This is a genomic window from Nonomuraea corallina, from assembly GCF_027620315.1.
Lineage (GTDB): Bacteria > Actinomycetota > Actinomycetes > Streptosporangiales > Streptosporangiaceae > Nonomuraea > Nonomuraea corallina.
Genome location: NZ_JAPNNL010000027.1, coordinates 17,821 through 39,093, shown reverse-complemented (window position 1 = coordinate 39,093; position 21,273 = coordinate 17,821). Strand labels below are relative to the sequence as shown.

Genomic DNA, 21,273 nt, shown 5'->3' with positions numbered 1-21,273 from the left:
GGCATGAGGAGTGGAATCACGACAAGACGTCGGACCGCCGCGACAGGCGGCCGCTGGGCACACCCGTGATCACTGGCTTCATTCCCTCATGCAGAAGACGCCCGCACACGCTGCGCGAGCGCCCAAAAGACTACCAGGATCACAGGTCTACCGGAAGCAGCTCCGCCCGGTGCTGCTGGAAGGGGCGGACGCGATGGACCAGATCTTCGGCGACTACACCAGCAGGCATAGTCCCTCAGAAGATCAAAAAGGCCATCTCCCATGATGGGAGACGGCCTCTGACATACGGTGGGGCTACCAGGACTTGAACCTGGGACCTCTTCCTTATCAGGGAAGCGCTCTAACCGTCTGAGCTATAGCCCCGCGCCACCGAAACCGTATCGCATCCACCGCGCGGGCGCGAACCGGTTGGTCGGCTGAGGAAAGCTTACCGCCTTCCGTACCCCGCTCGCGCCGCCGCTGGACGGCGTGAGCGGGGTGGACGGGTTACTCGGCCTCGCTGAAGGTCACTTCGACGCCGCCCACGAGGTCGCTGGAGACGTTGTAGATGACCGCGCCCAGGGTGGCGAGGGCGGTGATGAGAACGACGTTCACGGCGCCGATGAGAGCCGTGTAGCCCAGGATGCGCATCGGCTCGAACCAGGAGGCGATGTCGATCTGCAGCGACCCTTCTCCCTGCTCGCCCTGGCTCAGCTGGTTGACCAGGTCGACGATCGAGTCGAACACGCCCAGGGCCGACAGCACGCCGTACAGGACGGCGACCGCGACGAAGAGCACCACGAAGCAGACCAGGGACACCACGAAGCTGAACTTCATGGCCGACCACGGCTCGACGCGGCGCAGTACCAGGTGGGCCTTGCGGGGGAGGCGGGCGCCTCCGCCACTCGACGACTTCTTCTTCTTGCCGGGCAGTTCGATGGCCGGGGGAGCCTCGGACGCCAGCGACGGGCGTACGCGCGTGGTGTCGTTGTTGCCGTCCCGCTCCGGCGGCGCGGGCACCCGCGGGGGAGCCGACGGAGGAGCCGACGGGCCGGGGCCCGCGGACGGTGGCCGCGGCTGCTGCTGACCTTCCGGCTGAAGCGCCGGCTTCGTCGGGTTGCCCTCCTCCTCCTGTGCCTTCTGAGGCTTCTGATCAGGGGACTTGCTCGGCTGTTGCTGGCCGTTGTCCCGAGCCGCCTGGGTCCTGGCGGCGCCACCCTGGGCGCTCATCAATTACTCTCCTCCCCCGTCTGCTTCACTCTCCACCGAAGTCTCCATCGACTCGGCGTTCCGGGCGAGGGCCACCACGCTGTCGCCTTCGGCGAGGTTCATCAATCGGACTCCCATGGTCTGCCGGCCGGACTGCTTGATTTCGCCGGCACTCGTCCGGATCACCCCGCCTGCGGACGTGATCGCGAAGACCTCGTCCTCCGGGTTGACCATGACGGCTCCGACCAGCTTGCCACGAGAGCTCACGATTTTTGCAGTGAGCACGCCCTTTCCGCCACGTCCTTGGACTGGATACTGCTCGACGGGTGTGCGTTTCGCGTACCCAGCCTTCGTGGCGATAAGCACGTCTTGACCGTCAGAGATCCTGTTCATGGCCAGGAGTTCGTCGCCTTCGAGGAATCGCATGCCGATCACGCCGCTGGTGGCGCGTCCCATCGGCCGCAGCGCCTCGTCGGAGGCGGTGAACCGGATCGACTGCGCGCCCTTGGAGACGAGCAGCAGGTCGTCGTCCTCGGAGATCAGGCGGGCGCCGATGACCTCGTCGTCCTCGCGCAGATTGATCGCGATCAGGCCGCCGGACCTGGGGGAGTCGTACTCGGACAAACGGGTCTTCTTCACCAGGCCGCTGCGGGTGGCGAGCACGAGGTACGGGGCGACCTCGTAGTCACGCAGGTAGAGGACCTCCATGACCGTCTCGTCGGGCTGCATGGCCAGGAGGTTGGCCAGGTGCATGCCGCGGGCGTCGCGTCCCGCGTCGGGGAGCTCGTACGCCTTGACCCGGTAGACGCGGCCCTTGTTGGTGAAGAAGAGCAGCCAGTGGTGGGTGGTGGTGACGAAGAAGTGGTCGACGATGTCGTCCTGGCGCAGCTGCGCGCCGCGCACGCCCTTGCCGCCGCGTTTCTGCGCGCGGTAGAGGTCGGTCTTGGTGCGCTTGGCGTAGCCGCCGCGGGTGATGGTGATGACGATGTCGTCCTCGGCGATGAGGTCCTCGATGGACATGTCGCCGTCGTGGGCGATGATCTCGGTCCGGCGTTCGTCGCCGTAGCGCGAGACGACCTCGCCCAGTTCCTCGCCGATGATCTCGCGCTGGCGGGACTCGCTGGCCAGGATCGCGTTGTACTCGGCGATCTGCGTCATCAGGTGCTCGAACTCGTCCTGGATCGCCTGACGCTCCAGGGCGGCGAGCTTGCGCAGCTGCATGTCCAGAATGGCCTGCGCCTGGATCTCGTCGATCTCCAGCAGCGACATCAGGCCCTGCTGGGCGTGGGAGGCGGACTCCGACGCCCGGATCAGCGCGATGACCTCGTCGAGCCGGTCGAGCGCCTTGAGCAGCGCGCGCAGGATGTGGGCGCGCTCCTCCGCCTTGCGCAGCAGATAGCGCGTACGGCGGACGATGACCTCGATCTGGTGGGCCACGTAGTGCCGGATGAACTGGTCGAGCCGGAGCGTGCGCGGCACGCCGTCGACCAGCGCCAGCATGTTGGCGCCGAAGGTGTCCTGCAGCTGGGTGTGCTTGTAGAGGTTGTTGAGCACGACCTTGGCGACGGCGTCGCGCTTGAGCACGATCACCAGCCGCTGGCCGACCCGGGAGGAGCTCTCGTCGCGGACGTCGGCGATGCCGGTCAGCCTGCCCTCGCGGACCAGCTCAGCGATCTTGAGCGCGAGGTTGTCGGGGTTGACCTGGTAGGGGAGTTCGGTGACGACCAGCGCCTGGCGGCCCTTGCCGTCCTCCTCGACCTCGACGACGGCCCGCATGGTGATCGAGCCGCGGCCCGTGCGGTAGGCGTCCTCGATGCCGCGGCGGCCGACGATGAGCGCGCGGGTGGGGAAGTCGGGCCCCTTGACCAGCCTGATCGAGGCTTCGAGCAGCTCCTCGTCCTCGGCCTCGGGGTGCTCCAGGCACCATTTGACCGCGGCGGCCACCTCACGCAGGTTGTGCGGCGGGATGTTGGTGGCCATGCCGACGGCGATGCCGCCCGAGCCGTTGACCAGCAGCTGCGGGAACCGCGCCGGCAGGACCTCCGGCTCCTGCGACTTGCCGTCGTAGTTGGGCCGGAAGTCGACGGTCTCCTTGTCGATGTCGCGCAGCATCTCCATGGCGATGGGCGCGAGCTTGCACTCGGTGTAGCGCATCGCGGCCGCCGGGTCGTTGCCCGGCGAGCCGAAGTTGCCCTGCCCGTCGACCAGCGGGTAGCGCAGCGACCAGTGCTGGGCGAGCCGGACCAGCGCGTCGTAGATCGAGGTGTCGCCGTGCGGGTGGTAGGTGCCCATCACGTCGCCGACGACGCGGGCGCACTTGAAGTAGCCGCGGTCGGGGCGGTAGCCGCCGTCGTACATCGCGTACAGCACCCGGCGGTGCACCGGCTTGAGCCCGTCACGTACGTCCGGCAGCGCCCTGGACACGATGACGGACATCGCGTAGTCCATGTAGCTGCGCTGCATCTCGGACTGGATGTCCACCGGTTCGATGCGGTCAGCCGGGGGAGTGGTGTTCACTTCCGTCACAGGTTGTGGTCCTTTTTCGTGATGCGGCTAGGCCGCTCAGACGTCGAGGAAGCGGACGTCGCGCGCGTTGCGGATGATGAAGTCGCGGCGCGCCTCCACGTCCTCGCCCATGAGCACGCTGAACAGGTCGTCGGCCTGGGCCGCGTCGTCGAGCGTGACGAGGCGCAGCAGCCGGGTCTCGGGGTTCATCGTGGTCTCCCAGAGCTGGGCGGCGTTCATCTCGCCGAGCCCCTTGAACCGCTGGACGTTGTCGCGCGGGCGCGGGTCGGGCTTGCCGGCGTCGATCCCCGCCTGGATGACGGCGTCGCGCTCGGTGTCGGAGTAGGCGTACGAGGCGTCCTCGCCCTTGCGGTCCCACTTGATCTTGTAGAGGGGCGGGCAGGACAGGTAGACGTGGCCGGTCTCGATGAGCGGCCGCATGAACCTGAACAGCAGCGTCAGCAGCAGCGTGTTGATGTGCTGACCGTCGACGTCGGCGTCGGCCATCAGGATGACCTTGTGGTAGCGCAGCTTGGCGAGGTCGAAGTCGTCGTGGACGCCGGTGCCGAGGGCGGTGATGAGCGCCTGGACCTCGGCGTTCTTCAGCACCTTGTCGATCCGGGCCTTCTCCACGTTGAGGATCTTGCCGCGGATCGGCAGGATCGCCTGGAACCGCGAGTCGCGACCGCCCTTGGCCGAGCCGCCGGCCGAGTCGCCCTCGACGATGAACAGCTCGCACTTCTCCGGGTCGTTCCACTGGCAGTCGGCCAGCTTGCCGGGCAGCCCGCTGCCGGACTCCAGCAGCGACTTGCGGCGGGTCAGGTCGCGCGCCTGGCGGGCGGCCATGCGGGCGCGGGATGCCTGCAGGCACTTGTTGATGATGTCCTTGGCCTCGCCCGGGTTGCGCTCGAACCAGTCGCGCAGGTGGTCGTTGCAGGCCTTCTGGACGAACGACTTGGCCTCGGTGTTGCCGAGCTTGGTCTTGGTCTGACCCTCGAACTGCGGGTCGGAGAGCTTGACCGAGATGATCGCGGTCAGGCCCTCGCGGACGTCCTCGCCGGAGAGGTTGTCGTCCTTGCCCTCCTTGAGGAACTTCTGCTCGCGCGCGTAGCGGTTGACGATGGACGTCAGCGCGGCGCGGAAGCCCTCCTCGTGAGTGCCGCCCTCGGCCGTGTTGATCATGTTGGCGAAGGTGTAGACGGACTCCGAGTAGGAGTTGTTCCACTGCATCGAGATCTCGACCGCGATGCCGTCGCCCTCGGTCTCGAAGGAGATGATCGACGCGTGGGCCGGCTCCTTCTTGGCGTTGAGGTGCCTGACGAAGTCGGACAGGCCGCCCTCGTAGTGGTATTCGGCCCGGTGCGCCTCACCGTTGACGTGGTCGGGGCGCTCGTCGGTGATCGTGATCGTCAGGCCCTTGTTGAGGAAGGCCGTCTCCTGGAAGCGGCGCGAGAGCGTCTCGTAGTTCCAGGTGGTGGTCTCGAAGACGTCGGGGTCGGGCCAGAACGTGACGCTGGTGCCGGTCTCGCCGGTCTCCTCGCCCTTGGCCAGGGGGGCGGTCGGCTTGGCGTGGTCGAAGAAGATCCGCCAGTAGTGGCCGTTCTGCTTGATCTCGACGTCCATGGCCGTCGACAGCGCGTTGACGACGGCCGAGCCGACGCCGTGCAGGCCGCCGGAGACGGCGTAGGCCTGGCTGTCGAACTTGCCGCCTGCGTGCAGGGTCGTCAGCACGACCTCGACCGCGGAGCGCTTCTCGACCGGGTGGATGCCGGTCGGGATGCCGCGGCCGTTGTCGACGACGCGCACGCCGTTGTCGGCGAGCAGCGTGACGTCGATCCGGTCGGCGAAGCCGGCCAGGGCCTCGTCGACCGCGTTGTCGACGATCTCGTAGACGAGGTGGTGCAGGCCGCGCTCGCCGGTCGAGCCGATATACATACCCGGGCGCTTGCGTACGGCCTCAAGCCCCTCGAGTACGGTGATTGAGCTAGCGTCGTAGGACAACTGCGTAATCCTCCTGCCGCGGACACGCGGCGGGGACGCTGAATGCGTGAAGTGCCCCTGCCGTGCCCGTCACCGTCGTGAGTGCCCCGATGCGCGGTCACCCAGGGGAGTCGGCTTGCCTGCCGGGGTGACACGCAAGCGGACGTGTCCGGAATCCGCTTTCATTCTACCGGGTTCGGAGCCCGAAGGTGGCATTGAACGCGCCTGTGATGCTCTCTGGCCCGTTTTCCCCCCGGATCAGCATCCCCCCTCCGGATCGGGGGGTCAGCGCGTCTGCGACCCCTCTGACCGCCCGGCAACCGCAGCCGCGCCTGTCACAGGCCGACCGCAGGCCGGGGCGGATCCAGGGTGGCCCCGGCCTGCGGCTGGACGCGGCTACCCATAGGTGTCACCAGGGCCGCGACTTCCGGTCACCCGCAATCCGCCCGATGGTCGCGGCGCATTCATCGGGCCTCTGACCTTCACCTTCGTCACGGTGTTGTCGCCCAGCTCCTCGTTGAGCCGGCGTACGAGGGTGCGCGCGAGCAGCCGGACCTGCGTCGCCCAGGCCGTGGAGTCGGCCACGACGAGCACCTCGCCGTCGGCGAAGGACTCGGGTTTGGTGTGGGCGGCCAGCTCGGGGCCGACGATGTCGGCCCACCGGCCGAACACGCCGCCCACCGCCGCGGACTGCTCCCAGCCCCGGGCCGCCAGCAGCTCGGCGATCGCCCGGCCGAACAGCTGCGGGTCCCCGGCGTCCCGGCGGGGGCCGGCCGCCCTGCGCCTGGGCTCGCTGCGGGGGAGCTGGCCCCGTCTGGCGGCGTCGGCCTTCGCCTGGGCGAGCTTCTCCCTGGCCAGGGCGGCGCCCCTGGCGGTGGCATCGTGGTCAGCGGACACGTCGCACGCTCCCTTCAGCGACGTCGAACCTGGCTCCGGACAACTCGGACGGCACGTCGTCGGCCACGGCCGCGGTGATGAGCACCTGCTCGGCCGGGGCGACGATCTCGGCGAGGCGGCGTCTGCGCTGCGCGTCGAGCTCGGCGAACACGTCGTCGAGGATCAGCACCGGATCGCCGCCGTCGGCCCGCAGGAGGTCGTAGGCGGCCAGCCGCAGCGCGAGCGCGAACGACCAGGACTCGCCGTGGCTGGCGTAACCCCTGGCGGGCAGCTCGCCCAGGCGCAGGATCAGGTCGTCGCGGTGGGGGCCGACGAGGGTCACGCCGCGTTCGAGCTCGGCGGAGCGGACCTCCAGCAGCCGCTCCCTGAGCCGCTCCTCGAGAGTTTTCCCCAGGCATGTGGATAACGTCTGCGCCTCGGGAGATCCCCTCTCACCGGGGATTTCGCCCTCCGAGTCGTCCCCACCTGTGGACAACGTGCTGCGATAGGCGAGCGTCGCGGGAGCGCTCGTGGGCGCCAGCGCGGCGTAGGCCGCGGCGACCAGCGGGCGCAGCGCCTCGACCAGCTCCAGCCGGGCGCGCAGCAGCTCGGCGCCGTGGCGGGCCAGATGGGCGTCCCAGACCTCCAGAGTGCTCAGCACGTCGCCGGCGCCCGCCGCCGTGAATCCGACCTCACTCTCGGCTCTACGGCCGCTCCTGGCCCCTCTGCGGGCCTGCGAGGCCGTACGCAGGAGCGCGCCGCGCTGCTTCAGCACCCGGTCGTAGTCGGCGCGCACGCCCGCGAACCGTGGAGCCCTGGAGACCAGCAGCTCGTCCAGGAAGCGGCGGCGCTCGGACGGGTCGCCCTTGACCATGGAGAGGTCCTCGGGGGCGAACAGGACCGTGCGCAGCAACCCGATGACGTCGCGCGCGCGGGAGACGGGGGAGCGGTTGAGCCGGGCGCGGTTGGCCCGGCCGGGGTTGATCTCCAGCTCCACCAGGGCGCGCCGGTCGTCCCTGTGGACGGCGCAGCGCACGACCGCCCGCGAGGCGCCGTGGCGCACCAGCGGGGCGTCGGCGGCCACCCGGTGACTGGAGTGGGTCGCCACGTAGCCCAGCGCCTCGACGAGGTTGGTCTTGCCCTGGCCGTTGGGCCCCACGAAGGCCGTGACGCCCGGCTCCAGGCCGAGCTCCACGGACGCGTAGGACCGGAAGTCGGTCAGCGAGAGGTGGGCGACGTGCACCCCACGAAGGTTAGCCCGCCACACCGACCTCTTCGGTCATCGGCGCACACCCTGTGGAAAACTCACCGCCGGTCGGCGTCGCGCGGCGGCGGGGTCACGTCGGCGCCCGGCGAGTCGGCCCCCTTGTCCGTGGAGCCCTCGGTAGCGGTGATCGCGTGGCCGCCGAACTGGTTGCGCAGCGCGGCCACCACCTTCATCGAGGGAGAGTCGTCCTGACGGGAGGCGAACCTGGCGAACAGCGCGGCGGTGATCACCGGGAGCGGCACCGCGTGGTCCACGGCGGCCTGCACCGTCCACCGGCCCTCACCGGAGTCCTGGGCGTAGCCGCGCAGGCCCTCCAGGTGCTCGTCGTCGTCGAGCGCCCGCACCATGAGATCGAGCAGCCAGGAGCGGATCACGGTGCCGGTGCGCCAGCTGCTGAAGCAGCCCCGGACGTCCTTGACGACGTCGGAGGCCTCCAGCAGCTCCCAGCCTTCGGCGAAGGACTGCATCATGCCGTACTCGATGCCGTTGTGGACCATCTTCGCGAAGTGGCCGGCGCCCACGTCCCCGGCGTGCACGAAGCCGTCCGTGCCTTCGGGCTTGAGCGTCTCGAAGATCGGCATCAGCCGCTGGACGTGCGGCCCGTCGCCGCCGCACATGAGGGCGTAGCCGTTCTCCAGCCCCCAGACGCCGCCGCTCACGCCGCAGTCGACGAAGCCGATGCCCTTGCGGGCCAGCTCGGCGGCGTGCTTCTGGTCGTCCACATAGTGGGAGTTGCCGCCGTCGACGACCACGTCGCCCTCGGACAGCAGCTCGCCGAGGTCGTCGATCGTCTGCTGGGTGGGCACCCCGGCCGGCACCATCACCCAGACCACGCGGGGCGCCCGCAGCCTCTCGACCAGCTCCTTCAGGCTCCCCACGTCGCTGATCGAGGGATCGCGGTCGAACCCGACCACGTCGTGACCGCCGCGGCGCAGCCGCTCGGCCATGTTGCCGCCCATCTTGCCGAGTCCCACCATGCCGATCTGCATGCTGCCCCACTACCCTCTCGTCCGGCTTCCATCATCATCGCCCGATTATTCAGCTGGACAGGCGGATCGGCATGATCAGGTAGCGGTAGTCGGGAGTGCCGCCTTCGTCCACAGGCTTGCCCCCGGTGAGGATGGCGGGCTTGGTCGAGGTGGTCATCTGCAGCCTGGCCACGTCGGAGTCGATCGCGCCCAGCCCTTCGAGCAGGAACTGGTGGTTGAAGGCGATGTTCATCTCCTCGCCCTCGTACTCCACCGGCAGCGCCTCGACGGCCTGGGCCTCGTCGCCGCTGCCCGCCTCCAGGACGACCTCGCCGCTCTTGAAGGCCAGCCGCACCGGAGTGTTGCGCTCGGCGACCAGGGCCACGCGCTTGACCGCCTCCACGAACGGGCCTGTGGACAGGTCGGCGCGCGCGGAGAACTCGGTGGGCAGCAGCGAGCGGTACTTGGGGAACTCGGGGTCGAGCAGCCGGGTGGTGGTGCGCCGGCCCGCGCTGGAGAAGCCGATCATGCCTTCGCCGGTGCCGCCCGCGGAGCTGAGGGCGATCTCCACCTCGGCCCCGGTGGCCCCCAGGGCCTTGGCCGTGTCGGCCAGGGTCTTGCCGGGGATCATCGCGATGGCGGAGAAGTCGGGCTGGCCCGGCTGCCACTTGAGCTCGCGCACGGCCAGGCGGTAGCGGTCGGTCGCGGCCAGGGTGACGGTGTCGCCCTCGATCTCCATGCGCACGCCGGTGAGCATCGGCAGCGTGTCGTCGCGCCCGGCGGCGACGGCCACCTGGCCGACGGCGGCGGCGAAGACGTCGCTGCCCACCCTCCCGGCCGCCGGCGGCATGGCCGGGAGCGTCGGATAGTCCTCCACAGGCATGGTGAGCAGGGTGAACCGGGCGCTGCCACAGGTGACGACCGCCTTGGCGCCCTCCACCACGAAGTCCACAGGCTGTGCGGGAAGCGCGCGGGTGATCTCGGCCAGCAGCTTGCCGGAGACGAGGACCACGCCGGGCTCGCCGGTGTGGACCTCGAGCGTCACCTCGGCCGAGACCTCGTAGTCGAAGCCGGACAGCTTCAGCCGCTGCTCGTCGGTCACCTCCAGGCGCATGCCGGCCAGGACGGGGACGGACGGCCGTGCCGGGAGGCTGCGTGCCGTCCATGCCACCGCCTCAGCGAGGACGTCTCGCTCGATTCGGAACATCACGGTGATCAGCCTCCTGGTTCGTCGTTGATTCCAAGTGTCTCGCCTCCCGCACGCGCGAACCGCGAGAACCCCTCTATGGGTCTTGAGTTTCTTCTTAAGAGATAAGTGGAGTCATCACACTAGGGGCGGTGGATACTGTGGACAACTCGCGTATCCGCTGCTCAGTGGCCCGATTTTCATCCACTGAGGGTGTGGGTGACGCCTGGGGGAAACTTCGGCGGCTGGGGATGAAGCGCCGTCGCCCACAGGGCATCCCCAGATCTTGGTGCCTTCGTCCACCGGTCATCCACCGGGTTTCCACCGGTTGTCCACGGGGTAAACGGGCCTTCCGCGGCCCTCTCGGAGACTGTGCACAGGCCGTCCCCAAGTCATCCACGAGTAGTCCCCAGGTTCTCCTCAGGATGTCCCCACTGTTATCCCCAGCCTCGGCGCGGAAAATTTCTGGGCATAGTGGGGCGTACGAACGGGCCCTCGGCGCGTTTCCCCTGATCCACAGTGTTTTCCACAGGGTGTGCATGACGACTAGGACCCGCGGGACGTCTGTTTGATCCGCATTGTCAGCTCGTTGACCTGGTTGTACATCGACCTGCGCTCGGCGATGAGCGATCGGATCTTGCGTTCGGCGTGCATCACGGTCGTGTGGTCGCGGCCGCCGAACTGCTGCCCGATCTTCGGTAGCGACAGCTCCGTCAGCTCCCGCGCCAGATACATCGCGATCTGCCGGGCGTTCACCAGCGCCCTGCTGCGCGAGCTGCCGCACAGGTCGTCGATGCTGATGCCGAAGTACTCGGCCGTCTTCGCCATGATCGTGGCGATCGTGATCTCCGGCCCCGACTCGGAGGTGATCAGGTCCTTGAGCACCACCTCGGCCAGTTGGAGATCCACACCCTGCCGGTTGAGGCTGGCGAACGCGGTGACCCTGATCAGCGCCCCCTCCAGCTCGCGGATGTTGGTGGAGATCCGGCTGGCGATGTACTCCAGCACCTCGGGCGGCGCCGCCAGGCCCTCCTGTATGGCCTTCTTCCGCAGGATCGCGATCCGCGTCTCCAGCTCGGGCGGCTGCACGTCGGTTATCAGGCCCCACTCGAACCGGTTGCGCAGCCGGTCCTCCAGCGTGATCAGCTGCTTCGGCGCCCGGTCGCTGGAGATCACGATCTGCTTGTTGGCGTTGTGGAGCGTGTTGAAGGTGTGGAAGAACTCCTCCTGCGTCTGCTCCTTGCCCTCCAGGAACTGGATGTCGTCCACGAGCAGGATGTCGATCGCGCGATAACGGCCCCGGAACCCGTCGGCCTTGTGGTCGCGGATGCTGTTGATGAAGTCGTTGGTGAACTCCTCGGAGCTCACGTAACGCACCCGGGCGCCGTCGTACAGGCTCTGCGCGTAATGCCCGATGGCATGAAGAAGGTGCGTCTTGCCCAGCCCCGAGTCGCCGTAGATGAACAGCGGGTTGTACGCCTTGGCGGGGGATTCGGCGACGGCTACCGCCGCGGCGTGCGCGAAACGGTTGCTGGCCCCGATGACGAACGTCTCGAAGGTGTACTTCTGGTTCAGCCGGGCCGGCTCGCTGGGCTTGTTGCTCTTGGCCTCCCACCGGTTCGGCGCCGGTTCCGGCGCCTTCTCCACAGGCGGTGTGTACGACGGAGGCGGGTCGAACGAGCCCTGGTCGAAGGAGCCTTTGGCGAAGGAGCCTTTGTCGAACGAACCTTGGTCGAAGGAGAACGACGGCTGTGGATAATCGGTGGACGACTGGCCCGGATCCGGCTGGGGAGAATAGAACTGCGGAGGCTCGGAAACCGCGAAATGCTGGGGTGCGGGCCCTTGTGGAAAACGGGGCTGAGGGTCCTGGCCTTGGGGATAACCATTACCCCCAGGCTGGGGATGAGGCTCCTGCTTGGGCGGCTCGGGGGCCGTCGTGTCGATCATCACGGCCAGGCGCATGGCGCGGCCCAGCTCCTGGGAGAGCGCGTGGGCGACGAGCGGGCGCAGTTTGCCCTCGATGAGGTCCTTCAGGAAGTCGTTGGGGACACCCAGCACGATCGTGTCGTCCGCGAGGGCGATGGGGCGCACCATCCCGAGCCAGGTGCGCTGCTGGATGGGCACGTTCTCGTTGAGAAAGTTGCCCAAGGCCCTGGCCCACACCGCGCCCAGGTCGACATTGTTCATCGCGCGTCTCCCCCTCCTTCCTTTCGCGGCCCCCCACGATCGTTATCCACATCCAGCGGGCCAACGCGTCGCGCCGTGCTCTGTCGTCCACAGCGTCGCCCCCGGCCGGGACGCCCGCGGTCTCCACAGGAGATCCACAAGCTATGCACAGCCCTCTAGCGGGCCTGGAAGGGCCGACAGTATCTATGTGCACAGCTGTGTTCAAGGCGTTGTCCACAGCCTAGTGGTACCTGAGTGCACAACATGTGGACGTGGTCCTGCCGGTGGAAAAGTCGCCTGTGGATTCGTGGATGACGACTCCGGTTTGACCTGGGGCGCTCCGCCGCGTAGCGTACGACGGTCGGCTTGTCACGCGTCGGCTATTTCGCGTGCCCTCGCCTTTTGACAGGCCAGCCATGTGTGTTCAGCGCCTCGTGCGCACCTTCAAGCCTGGAGCCCACTCGTGAGCAAGCGTACTTTCCAGCCGAACAACCGTCGCCGCGCGAAGACCCACGGCTTCCGGCTGCGGATGCGCACCCGGGCCGGTCGGGCCATCCTCGCCTCTCGCCGCCGCAAGGGTCGCGAGAAGCTGTCGGCCTGATCGTCCCGCGCCCGACTGTCCGCCCGCCGGTGAACCACACCGGCGGGCGATAGGCGTCTTCCATGCTTTCCCGGCCAACCCGCATGCGGCGGGGCGACGACTTCCAGACGGCGATCAAGCGCGGCAAACGCGCCGGCCGCCCCACGCTGGTGGTGCATTTCGCCGTTTCCGGGGAAGGGACGCCCCTCGTGGGCTTCGTCGTCAGCCGGTCCGTCGGGGGCGCCGTGGTGCGCAACAAGGTCAAGCGGCGGCTCCGACACCTGATGCGCGAGCGTCTCGACCGGCTTCCGGGAGGTAGCCTGCTTGTGGTACGCGCGAACCCCCCGGCAGCGTCAGCGCGATACGAGCACCTTGCCGCAGAGCTCGACTCCACTTTGGACCGACTGCTCAGGCGGCACGAATCCGCGATGGATGGGCAGAGATGACGGAGCAGCCGCAAGCGACACCGAGCCTCGCCGCTCGGGTGCTGATCGGCCCTATTCGGTTCTATCGGGCGTTCATCAGCCCGCTGCTCGGTCCACGCTGCCGCTTCTACCCGTCGTGCAGCGCGTACGGGCTCGAGGCGGTAGCCGTTCACGGGGCACTGCGCGGCACCTGGTTGACTGTCCGGCGCATCGGGCGGTGCCACCCATTCCATCCCGGAGGTATTGACCCGGTGCCCCCACGCCCGGTTCGGTCTCACGAATTGCAAGGGAGATAGCTCGGTGGAGCTGTCCTGGCTGAGCTGGCTCTATGAAGCCGTAGCCTTCGTCATCACCTGGATCCATACGGGATACAGCACGTTCCTGAATCCGGACAGCGGACTGACGTGGGCACTGACCATCATCACGCTGACCGTGCTGATGCGAATCTGCATCTTCCCGCTCTTCCTCAAGCAGATGCGCTCGTCGAAGAAGATGCAGGAACTCGCCCCGAAGGTGGCAGACCTACGCAAGCGCTACAAGAACGACAAGCAGCGCATGAACCAGGAGGTCATGGCGCTGTACCAGGGTGCGGGCGCGAACCCGCTCGGCGGCTGCCTCCCCGTCCTGGCGCAGTTCCCGATCTTCATCGGCATGTTCACCGTGCTGAACGCGATGGCCAGCGGCCAGCCGAAGTTCGGCATGACGCAGGAGCTGGTCGACAGCGCCGGCAAGGCGCACATCTTCGGCGCGCCGCTGCCGGCCTACTTCTTCATGCCCGAGCAGGACCTCGTCGCCCTGGACGCGACCCCGCTCACGACGCGGATCGTGCTGGCCCTCTTCGTCGCGCTCAGCTCGCTGACCACGTTCCTCACCGTCCGGCAGAGCGTCACCCGATCCATGGCGCAGATGCCCGACAACCCCATGGCCCAGCAGCAGAAGATCCTCATGTGGATCTCGCCGCTGTTCGCCTTCTTCAGCCTGAACTTCCCGCTCGGCCTGATCCTCTACTGGGTGACGACCAACGTGTGGACGCTCGGCCAGCAGCACTGGTTCTACAGCCGGCACCCGATGCCGCAGTTCGACGCCAAGGGCAACGTCATCCCGGTCAAGCCCAAGCCCAGCATGGTCCAGCGGCTGCGCAAGACGACTCCGGAAGTGGAAGAGGCCCCCGCGCCGCCTCCTCAGCCTAAGATCGTCAGGAACCAGCCCACCAAGCAGAGCCGCAGCAAGCGCACCGGCAGCAAGAAGTCGTGAACACGAAGGAGAGGCCGGCCATGACCGAGGCCGAGCAGGAGAAAGCTCCTGATCTCAACGCGCTCGAGCAGGAAGGCGAGATCGCGGCCGACTACGTCGAAGGGCTTCTCGACATCGCCGACATCGACGGTGACATCGACATGGACGTCGAGGGCGACCGCGCGCTGGTCTCCGTCGTCGGCATCAAGAGCACCGAGCTGGTCGGCCCGGAAGGCGAAGTGCTGGAGGCGCTGCAGGAGCTGACCCGCCTGGCCGTCCACAGGCAGACGGGGGAGCGCTCGCGCCTCATGCTCGACGTGGCCGGCTACCGTGAGCGCCGCCGCGCGGAGCTGAGCAAGCTCGGCACCGAAGTGGCCAACGAGGTCAAGGATCGCGGCGAAGCCCGCGCCCTGGAGCCGATGACCCCCTTCGAGCGCAAGATCGTCCACGATGCGGTGGCCGCCGCCGGCCTGCGCAGCGAGTCGGAGGGCGAGGAACCTCACCGCTACGTGGTGGTCCTGCCCGCCTGACGCATCCCTGGCATCCCGGCCGCCGGCCCGCCTTCGGGCGCCGGCGGCCGTTCGCGTTTCCGGAGCCCTGTCCACAACTTTCGTACGTACGAGCGAGCCGGGTTTTATCCACAGGCTTGTCCACAGATCCCGTCCCGAGCTGGGCTTCCGGATTGTGGAAAGGTCGAAGCGGCGTGCTCGCGGGGTGCCGTCCACGTGGGGCCGATAGTCTTCCAGTACTGATCGCCCCGCATAGCCTTGACACCGTCACCGTGAGAAAGGGTCACCCAGCAGTGAGCGACGAGCTGCCGCCTCCGCCTGACATCGCGCGGGATGTGTTCACCGGCGATGCCTGGGACCGAGCCCGGGAGTTCGCCGATCTGCTCGCCGGTCCCGGAGTGGTCCGAGGGCTGCTCGGCCCGCGCGAGGTGCCGCGGATCTGGGACCGCCACCTGCTCAACTGTGCCGTGGTGGCCGAGGTCGTGCCGCAGGACGTCCGCCTGGTGGATATCGGCTCCGGTGCCGGCCTGCCTGGGCTGGTGCTGGCCATCGTCCGGCCGGATCTCACGGTCACCCTGCTGGAACCGCTGCTCCGCCGTACCGTTTTCCTTGAGGAGTGCGTCGAGGCGCTCAAGCTGGACAACGTCGAGGTGCTGCGCGGCCGGGCCGAGGAGCTGCGGGGCGAGCGGCAGTTCGACGTCGCCAGCGCCCGCGCGGTGGCGCCGCTCGACCGCCTGCTCACCTGGGCGATGCCGCTGCTCCGCGAGGGCGGCGAGCTGATCGCGATGAAGGGGGAGCGGGCGGCGGAGGAGCTCGCCGAGGCCGAGCCGCGACTCAAGGCCGTCGGCGCCCGTGCGGCCGAGCTTGTGACCGTGGGGCGCGGTAAGGTCGAGCCGCCTGCAACACTGGTGCGCGTCGTAGCGGGTCGCGCGCCTGAGCAGAAAAGGTCGCGACGAAGGAGGTGACGGCATGCCAGTCGCGCACAGCGGCCTGGGCTGGCCCGATCTGCCTCCGTCCGAGCACGCCACGGGGGTTGGCTGGCCCGAAAAGGGCGTGTCGCGACAGCGAATTCCCGCCACCGGTACGCCACGGGTTGAAAGGATGGCCACCGTGACCCAGACCCCCCTGAACCCAGGTGATTCGCCGTTGGTACGAGAGGCGCTCAACTCAGTGGTTTCACGTGAAACACCGGCCACGAAGTTGCCCATTCAGGCGGGCGACTCCTTCCTTGACGATTCCTGGCCCAAGCCGGCGAAGACCCGGGTGATCGCGGTGGCGAACCAGAAGGGTGGGGTGGGCAAGACCACCACGTCGGTCAACATCGCGGCCGCATTGTCGATGAAGGGCGAGCGCGTGCTGGTGGTCGACCTGGACCCCCAGGGCAACGCGTCCACCGCCCTGGCCACCGAGCATCGCGGCGACGTACCCGACGTCTACCAGGTGCTGGTCGACGACCTGCCGATGGCGGACATCGTCAAGCAGGTGCCGGACATGCCCAACCTCTACTGCGCCCCCGCGACCATCGACCTGGCCGGCGCCGAGATCGAGCTCGTCTCCCTGGTGGCCCGGGAGGCTCGCCTGCGCCGGGCGCTCGCGGCCTACGACGCGGTCGACTTCGACTACGTCATCATCGACTGCCCTCCGTCGCTCGGCCTGCTCACGGTCAACGCCCTGGTGGCGGCGGACGAGGTCATGATCCCGATCCAGTGTGAGTACTACGCGCTGGAGGGCCTCGGCCAGCTCCTCCGGAACGTCGATCTCATCAAGGCCCACCTCAACCCGACGCTCCGGCTGTCCACGATCGTCCTCACCATGTACGACGGCCGCACCCGGCTGGCGTCACAGGTGGCGGACGAGGTCCGGGCGCACTTCGGGGACACGGTGCTCAGCACGGTGATCCCGCGGAGCGTCCGCCTGTCGGAGGCGCCCAGCTACGGCCAGTCGGTGATGACGTACGACCCGGGCTCCAGCGGCGCGATGGCCTACATGGACGCGGCCCGCGAGATCGCCCACCGCGCCATGGTGTAGGGGACCGGCTCGCACAGGATCGTCCCATCCGGTGTTGGCCGGACGGCTCGCGATGCTTGGCACACCGTCCGCTGCGGAAGGCCGCCACGCCCGGGACGAGCGGTCGTCAGATGTGCCGGGAAAGGCTCTGGCATCGGATGTTCAGGGCATGGTGTCGTAAATCCGGTGGGACGGTGCGTAGACGAGACACTGTGCGGTGCGCGCACCGGTAACCTCTCCTGGAGTGACGGGAATCAGCCCGGGTGGATGAGGAGACGCAGTGAGCCAGCAGCGGCGGGGATTGGGCAAAGGGCTGGGAGCTCTCATTCCGACGGGTCCCGTTGTCGACGGCACGGGGACGGTGCCGCCCGCCAACGGCTCGGCGGCGCACGACGCGGGGCCGAAGCCTGTCGCCGGCGCGTACTTCAAGGAAGTCCCCGTCTCCGCGATCGTGCCGAACCCACGGCAGCCGCGCGAGGTGTTCGACGAGGAGCGCCTCATGGACTTGGAGGCGTCGATCCGTGAGGTCGGTCTCCTGCAGCCCGTGGTGGTTCGCCCAGTTGGGGGTGGACAGTACGAGCTCATCATGGGGGAGCGGCGGCTGCGGGCCTCGAAGATGGCGGGCCTTCAGGAGATCCCGGCGATCGTCCGCAACACCCGCGACACCGACCTCCTCCGTGACGCGCTGATCGAGAACCTCCAGAGGGAGCAGCTCAACCCCCTGGAAGAGGCCGCCGCCTACCAGCAGCTCCTCGACGACTTCGAAGCCACCCACGAGCAGATCGCGCAGAAGGTCGGCCGTTCGCGATCGCACATCACCAACACCCTGCGCCTGCTCCAGCTTCCGCCCGACGTCCAGCTCAAATTGGCGGCCGGCTCCATCTCCGCCGGTCATGCGCGCGCCCTGCTCGGTCTGTCCACCCCCGAGGAGATGATCCAGCTCGCCAAGCGCATCGTCGCCGAGCTGCTGTCCGTGCGCGCGGTGGAAGAGATCGTCGCGCTGGGGAACGTCCAGGCAGCTCCCTCGAAGCCCGCCCGCGAGCGTCAGGTGAACAAGCCCACCGCCCCCGGCCTCGCCCACCTCGCGGATCGACTTTCCGACCACTTCGAGACCAAGGTGAAGGTGGACCTGGGCCGCAGGAAGGGACGCATCGTGGTGGAGTTCGCCACGATCGACGACCTGGAGCGCATCATCGGCACCATGGCCCCTGAGGCGGCCCGCGTCATGCGCGAGGCGGAGGAGTAGCTTCCTCGGCATCGGTCGGTGGGCGTGTGGCTGCGCTCTTGCGGCTGGTTCGGTACGAGTCGCTCCGAATCGAGTCGACACTTCTTGCTCGGCAACGAGAGTCGAAGTGGAAGCCTGGCTGGATGGGCTCTTCGGCGCCGTGGGCGTCCGCGTAGGAACCTTGCGTGTGGTTTCTTGTGGACGGTGTGGTGTAGGAGAGACCGTGAGTGAAGATCCTGCGAGGCATCTGCACAGGAACTTCCACAGGAAAGGCGAGAGCTACCCCCGGTCGTGGGCTCTGATGATTCTGCCTGGCCGTTGTTTCACGTGAAACAGGCGACTGAGACCCGGCGACCACGCTGATCAGCGCCTGCTCGGCCGGACGGCGCTGCTCCAGCAGTCAGTCCCAGCCGAGATTCCACGTGGAACCACTTCGCTCGACTGTGAGGTGAGGGCGCTCGGGTGTTGGCGATCTTTGCCTCGCCGTTCCATGACCGCGCCCTCACTCGGTGAAATCGCCCGACTGCCTTCCCTCTACCGTTGATGTGGTTCATACGGTCCGCACTTCTCTCCGGCAGCCAAGCTTCTGGCCCCGACCCCTGACGCCGGAGCGAGACGGCCGGGCGTTGACGACGTCGCTCCATGCTCTGCCGGGGCGGCGTCCGCTGAACGGGGATAGCCCTCGGCCGCCCGGTGGTAGCCGCGTGGGGGGCGCCGCTCCATCCCGTCGGCTGCCCAGGGAGCTTCGGTTCTGCTGTGGACTGGACTCCCACGTCGCTCGGTTCCCGTGGGCTGGACTTTCATGCCGCTCGGTTCCCCCTCGCTACCCTTCGGCTTTCCAACTCCAGTCATAGGCGGAGGTCGATGTTTCACGTGAAACGAGCGATCCGCATCGCATGCGGGCGGTGTTTCACGTGAAACGTGGCAGCTCGGCTCGGTCACATGGCTGCCTTGCGGATGTCGGTGAGGAAGTGGTCGACGTGGTCCGGCGTGGTGTCGAACGCCGTCATCCAGCGGACGACACCGGCCGCCTCGTCCCAGAAGTGGAAGCGGTGGCGCCGCTGGAGCGTCGTGGCCATCGGGATGGGGAGCCGGGCGAAGACGGCGTTGGACTCCACCGGGTGCTCAAGAGTGACGTCAGGGACTCCGGCGAGACCGTCCGCTAGGCGGAGTGCCATGGCGTTGGCGTGCGCCGCGTTCCGCCGCCACAGATCGTCGGTGAGCAGAGCGGTGAGCTGAGCCGAGACGAACCGCATCTTGGAAGCGAGCTGGAGCGACTGGCGGCGCAGGAAAGGAACCGCACCGGCGAGCGATGGGTCCAGGACGACGACCGCCTCAGCGGCGAGCGCCCCGTTCTTGGTACCGCCGAAGCTGAAGACGTCCACGCCCGCCGCCGTAGTGATCTCGTCCAGCCCGCAGCCGTGGTACGCCGCCGCGTTGGCCAGCCGGGCGCCGTCGACGTGGAGGCGTAGGCCGGCCGCGTGGGCGGTCTCGGCGAGGGCCGCGATCTCGTCGGGGGAGTAGCAGGTGCCGAGCTCGGTCACTTGGGAGATGGAGACGACACGGGGCTGAGGGTGGTGGTGCGCGCCCAGGACGGACAGGCGTGAGGCGACGTCGGCCGGGCGGAGCTTGCCGTCAGGCGTCGGCACGGTCACGAGTTTCACCCCGAGCAGGCGTTCCGTGGCGCCGGTCTCGTGGGTGGCGATGTGGGCGGTGTCGGGGCAGATGATCGCGTCATAGCGGCCGAGCATGAGTGCCAGGCCGACCAGGTTCGCGCCCGCGCCGTTCAGCACGGCGAACCCTTCGGCCTGTGGGCCGAACACGTCCTTGACGCGCTGCTCGAACGTCGCCGTCCAGGTGTCGCCACCGTACGCGGGCGCGTCACCGTGGTTGGCGTCTGCCATGGCTTCGAGGACGGTGGGGTGGACGCCGGCGTGGTTGTCGCTGGCGAAGCTCTTCGAGTAGATGGAGTCGATCACAGGCCAAGGCTACTTACGGGTGCGATCCGTCCTCGGTCGTGTCGCGGTCGCGATCCACCAGGGCGAGTGGTCGCGGGAGACGCGATCGCCGGGTCGTGGGGAGAGGCGTGCCGTGGTCCGTGATGTGCCGGGCGGCGTTCGTCGTGGTGCGGGTGGTGCTCAGCGGTTCGCGAGGGTGGTGCGGGGGCGGTTGGCGGCGTTCTGGAGCAGGGCGCGGCAGAGGTCGCCGAGGTCCTGGCCCGCCGCTTCGGCGGCCATCGGGAGGAGGGAGGTCTCCGTCATGCCGGGGGCGACGTTCACCTCCAGGAAGTAGGGCGTGTCCGTGGCGTCGACGATGAGGTCGGTGCGGGAGATGTCGCGCAGGCCGAGCGCCGTGTGAGCCGTCACGGCGGTCTCGGCGCAGGCCGCCGCCGCGGCGGGGGAGAGGCGGGCCGGGGCGAAGAACTCGGTGTGGCCGGCCGTGTAGCGGGCGGCGTAGTCGTACACGCCCTCGTCGGGGACGATCTCCACGGCCGGGAGCGCGACGGGGCCGTCGCCGACGTCCACGACGGAGACCGCCACCTCGACGCCTTCGACGTACCGCTCGATGAGGGCGATGTCGCCGTACGCGAAGCAGCCGACCATCGCGGCCGGGAGCTCCTCGGCGGTGCGGACGATGGACGCGCCCAGGGCGGAGCCGCCGCGGGCGGGCTTGACGAACAGCGGGAGGCGGAGCTGGTCGACGATGCGCTCCAGCACGGCCGTCGCGCCGAGGTCGTGGAATGTCTCCTTGGGCAGCGTGATCGAGGAAGGCGTGCGCAGGCCGACCGAGCGGACGACGGCCTTGGCCGTCGGCTTGTCGAAGGCGACCCGGCACGCGTCGGGGTCGGCGCCCACGTAAGGGACGTCGAGGAGCTCCAGCACCGAGCGGATCGCGCCGTCCTCGCCGGCGCCGCCGTGCAGCGTCACGAACACGGCGTCCGGCGGGTCGGCGAGGATGGACGGGACCAGGGACGCGTCGGTGTCGCGGGCCTCGACGTCGATGCCCGTCGCCCTGAGCACCTCGCTCACCCGGCGGCCGGAGCGCAGCGACACCTCACGCTCGTAGGACAGGCCCCCGGCCAGCACGAGCACGTGGCCCAGGTCGCTCATCTCGTCTCCTCAAACGGTCACCATGGTCCAGGCCGTTTTCCAGGCCGT

General features: G+C 68.4%; 18 protein-coding genes and 1 tRNA gene. 8 read left to right on the top strand and 11 right to left on the bottom strand.

What is annotated here, in order from left to right; all coding sequences use genetic code 11:
- Positions 1-289 precede the first annotated feature (289 nt).
- The 9 genes from OUY22_RS10000 to dnaA form a co-directional block, all read right to left on the bottom strand.
- Positions 290-363, bottom strand: a tRNA-Ile gene (locus OUY22_RS10000).
- Positions 364-486: 123 nt separating this feature from the next.
- Entirely contained in the window at positions 487-1,209 is a 723-nt protein-coding gene (locus OUY22_RS09995) for a DUF3566 domain-containing protein (RefSeq protein WP_270154553.1), read from the bottom strand.
- A gap of 3 nt (positions 1,210-1,212) precedes the next feature.
- Positions 1,213-3,714 carry a DNA gyrase subunit A gene (gene gyrA, locus OUY22_RS09990; RefSeq protein WP_270154552.1) on the bottom strand — a complete coding sequence of 834 codons (2,502 nt, stop codon included), beginning with the start codon at positions 3,712-3,714 and terminating at the stop codon, positions 1,213-1,215.
- Positions 3,715-3,750: 36 nt separating this feature from the next.
- On the bottom strand, positions 3,751-5,673 hold the full coding sequence (gyrB, locus tag OUY22_RS09985; protein ID WP_408638135.1) for a DNA topoisomerase (ATP-hydrolyzing) subunit B: 1,923 nt from the start codon (positions 5,671-5,673) through the stop codon (positions 3,751-3,753).
- Positions 5,674-6,069: 396 nt separating this feature from the next.
- On the bottom strand, positions 6,070-6,570 hold the full coding sequence (locus OUY22_RS09980) for a DUF721 domain-containing protein (RefSeq protein ID WP_270154550.1): 501 nt from the start codon (positions 6,568-6,570) through the stop codon (positions 6,070-6,072).
- Entirely contained in the window at positions 6,560-7,792 is a 1,233-nt protein-coding gene (gene recF, locus OUY22_RS09975; protein WP_270154549.1) for a DNA replication/repair protein RecF, read from the bottom strand. Before recF ends, OUY22_RS09980 begins: the two co-directional genes overlap by 11 nt.
- A 62-nt stretch (positions 7,793-7,854) precedes the next feature.
- A complete protein-coding gene (gene gnd / locus OUY22_RS09970) occupies positions 7,855-8,805 on the bottom strand; it encodes a phosphogluconate dehydrogenase (NAD(+)-dependent, decarboxylating) (RefSeq protein ID WP_270154548.1) in 951 nt (316 codons plus the stop codon).
- A gap of 49 nt (positions 8,806-8,854) precedes the next feature.
- A complete protein-coding gene (gene dnaN, locus OUY22_RS09965) occupies positions 8,855-9,994 on the bottom strand; it encodes a DNA polymerase III subunit beta (protein WP_270154547.1) in 1,140 nt (379 codons plus the stop codon).
- A 522-nt stretch (positions 9,995-10,516) separates the two neighbouring features.
- Positions 10,517-12,157 carry a chromosomal replication initiator protein DnaA gene (dnaA, locus tag OUY22_RS09960; protein WP_270154546.1) on the bottom strand — a complete coding sequence of 547 codons (1,641 nt, stop codon included), beginning with the start codon at positions 12,155-12,157 and terminating at the stop codon, positions 10,517-10,519.
- Positions 12,158-12,599: 442 nt separating this feature from the next.
- On the opposite strand from dnaA, the gene rpmH reads away from it, so the two are divergent.
- The 8 genes from rpmH (at position 12,600) to OUY22_RS09920 (ending at position 18,136) form a co-directional block, all read left to right on the top strand.
- Complete coding sequence (gene rpmH / locus OUY22_RS09955; protein ID WP_020547366.1) at positions 12,600-12,737, top strand: 50S ribosomal protein L34; 138 nt, start codon at positions 12,600-12,602, stop codon at positions 12,735-12,737.
- A 62-nt stretch (positions 12,738-12,799) separates the two neighbouring features.
- Complete coding sequence (rnpA, locus tag OUY22_RS09950; protein WP_270154545.1) at positions 12,800-13,162, top strand: ribonuclease P protein component; 363 nt, start codon at positions 12,800-12,802, stop codon at positions 13,160-13,162.
- On the top strand, positions 13,159-13,437 hold the full coding sequence (gene yidD, locus OUY22_RS09945; protein WP_270154544.1) for a membrane protein insertion efficiency factor YidD: 279 nt from the start codon (positions 13,159-13,161) through the stop codon (positions 13,435-13,437). Before rnpA ends, yidD begins: the two co-directional genes overlap by 4 nt.
- Positions 13,438-13,441: 4 nt before the next feature.
- Positions 13,442-14,395 carry a membrane protein insertase YidC gene (gene yidC / locus OUY22_RS09940; RefSeq protein WP_270154543.1) on the top strand — a complete coding sequence of 318 codons (954 nt, stop codon included), beginning with the start codon at positions 13,442-13,444 and terminating at the stop codon, positions 14,393-14,395.
- Between the two features lie 20 nt (positions 14,396-14,415).
- Positions 14,416-14,904: a Jag family protein gene (locus OUY22_RS09935; RefSeq protein ID WP_270154570.1), complete on the top strand. Its 489-nt coding sequence runs from the start codon at positions 14,416-14,418 to the stop codon at positions 14,902-14,904.
- Positions 14,905-15,176: 272 nt separating this feature from the next.
- On the top strand, positions 15,177-15,848 hold the full coding sequence (gene rsmG / locus OUY22_RS09930; RefSeq protein ID WP_270154542.1) for a 16S rRNA (guanine(527)-N(7))-methyltransferase RsmG: 672 nt from the start codon (positions 15,177-15,179) through the stop codon (positions 15,846-15,848).
- Positions 15,849-15,984: 136 nt separating this feature from the next.
- Complete coding sequence (locus tag OUY22_RS09925; RefSeq protein ID WP_270154541.1) at positions 15,985-16,911, top strand: ParA family protein; 927 nt, start codon at positions 15,985-15,987, stop codon at positions 16,909-16,911.
- Between the two features lie 259 nt (positions 16,912-17,170).
- Positions 17,171-18,136 (top strand): ParB/RepB/Spo0J family partition protein, encoded by a 966-nt coding sequence (locus OUY22_RS09920; RefSeq protein WP_270154540.1) that lies wholly within the window; start codon positions 17,171-17,173, stop codon positions 18,134-18,136.
- A gap of 917 nt (positions 18,137-19,053) precedes the next feature.
- On the opposite strand, the gene OUY22_RS09915 is transcribed toward OUY22_RS09920, so the two are convergent.
- Both OUY22_RS09915 and OUY22_RS09910 read right to left on the bottom strand, forming a co-directional pair.
- Complete coding sequence (locus OUY22_RS09915) at positions 19,054-20,094, bottom strand: threonine aldolase family protein (RefSeq protein ID WP_270154539.1); 1,041 nt, start codon at positions 20,092-20,094, stop codon at positions 19,054-19,056.
- A 159-nt stretch (positions 20,095-20,253) separates the two neighbouring features.
- Positions 20,254-21,225, bottom strand: a complete 972-nt coding sequence (locus tag OUY22_RS09910; RefSeq protein WP_270154538.1) for a D-alanine--D-alanine ligase family protein — start codon at positions 21,223-21,225, stop codon at positions 20,254-20,256.
- Between the last annotated feature and the right edge of the window lie 48 nt (positions 21,226-21,273).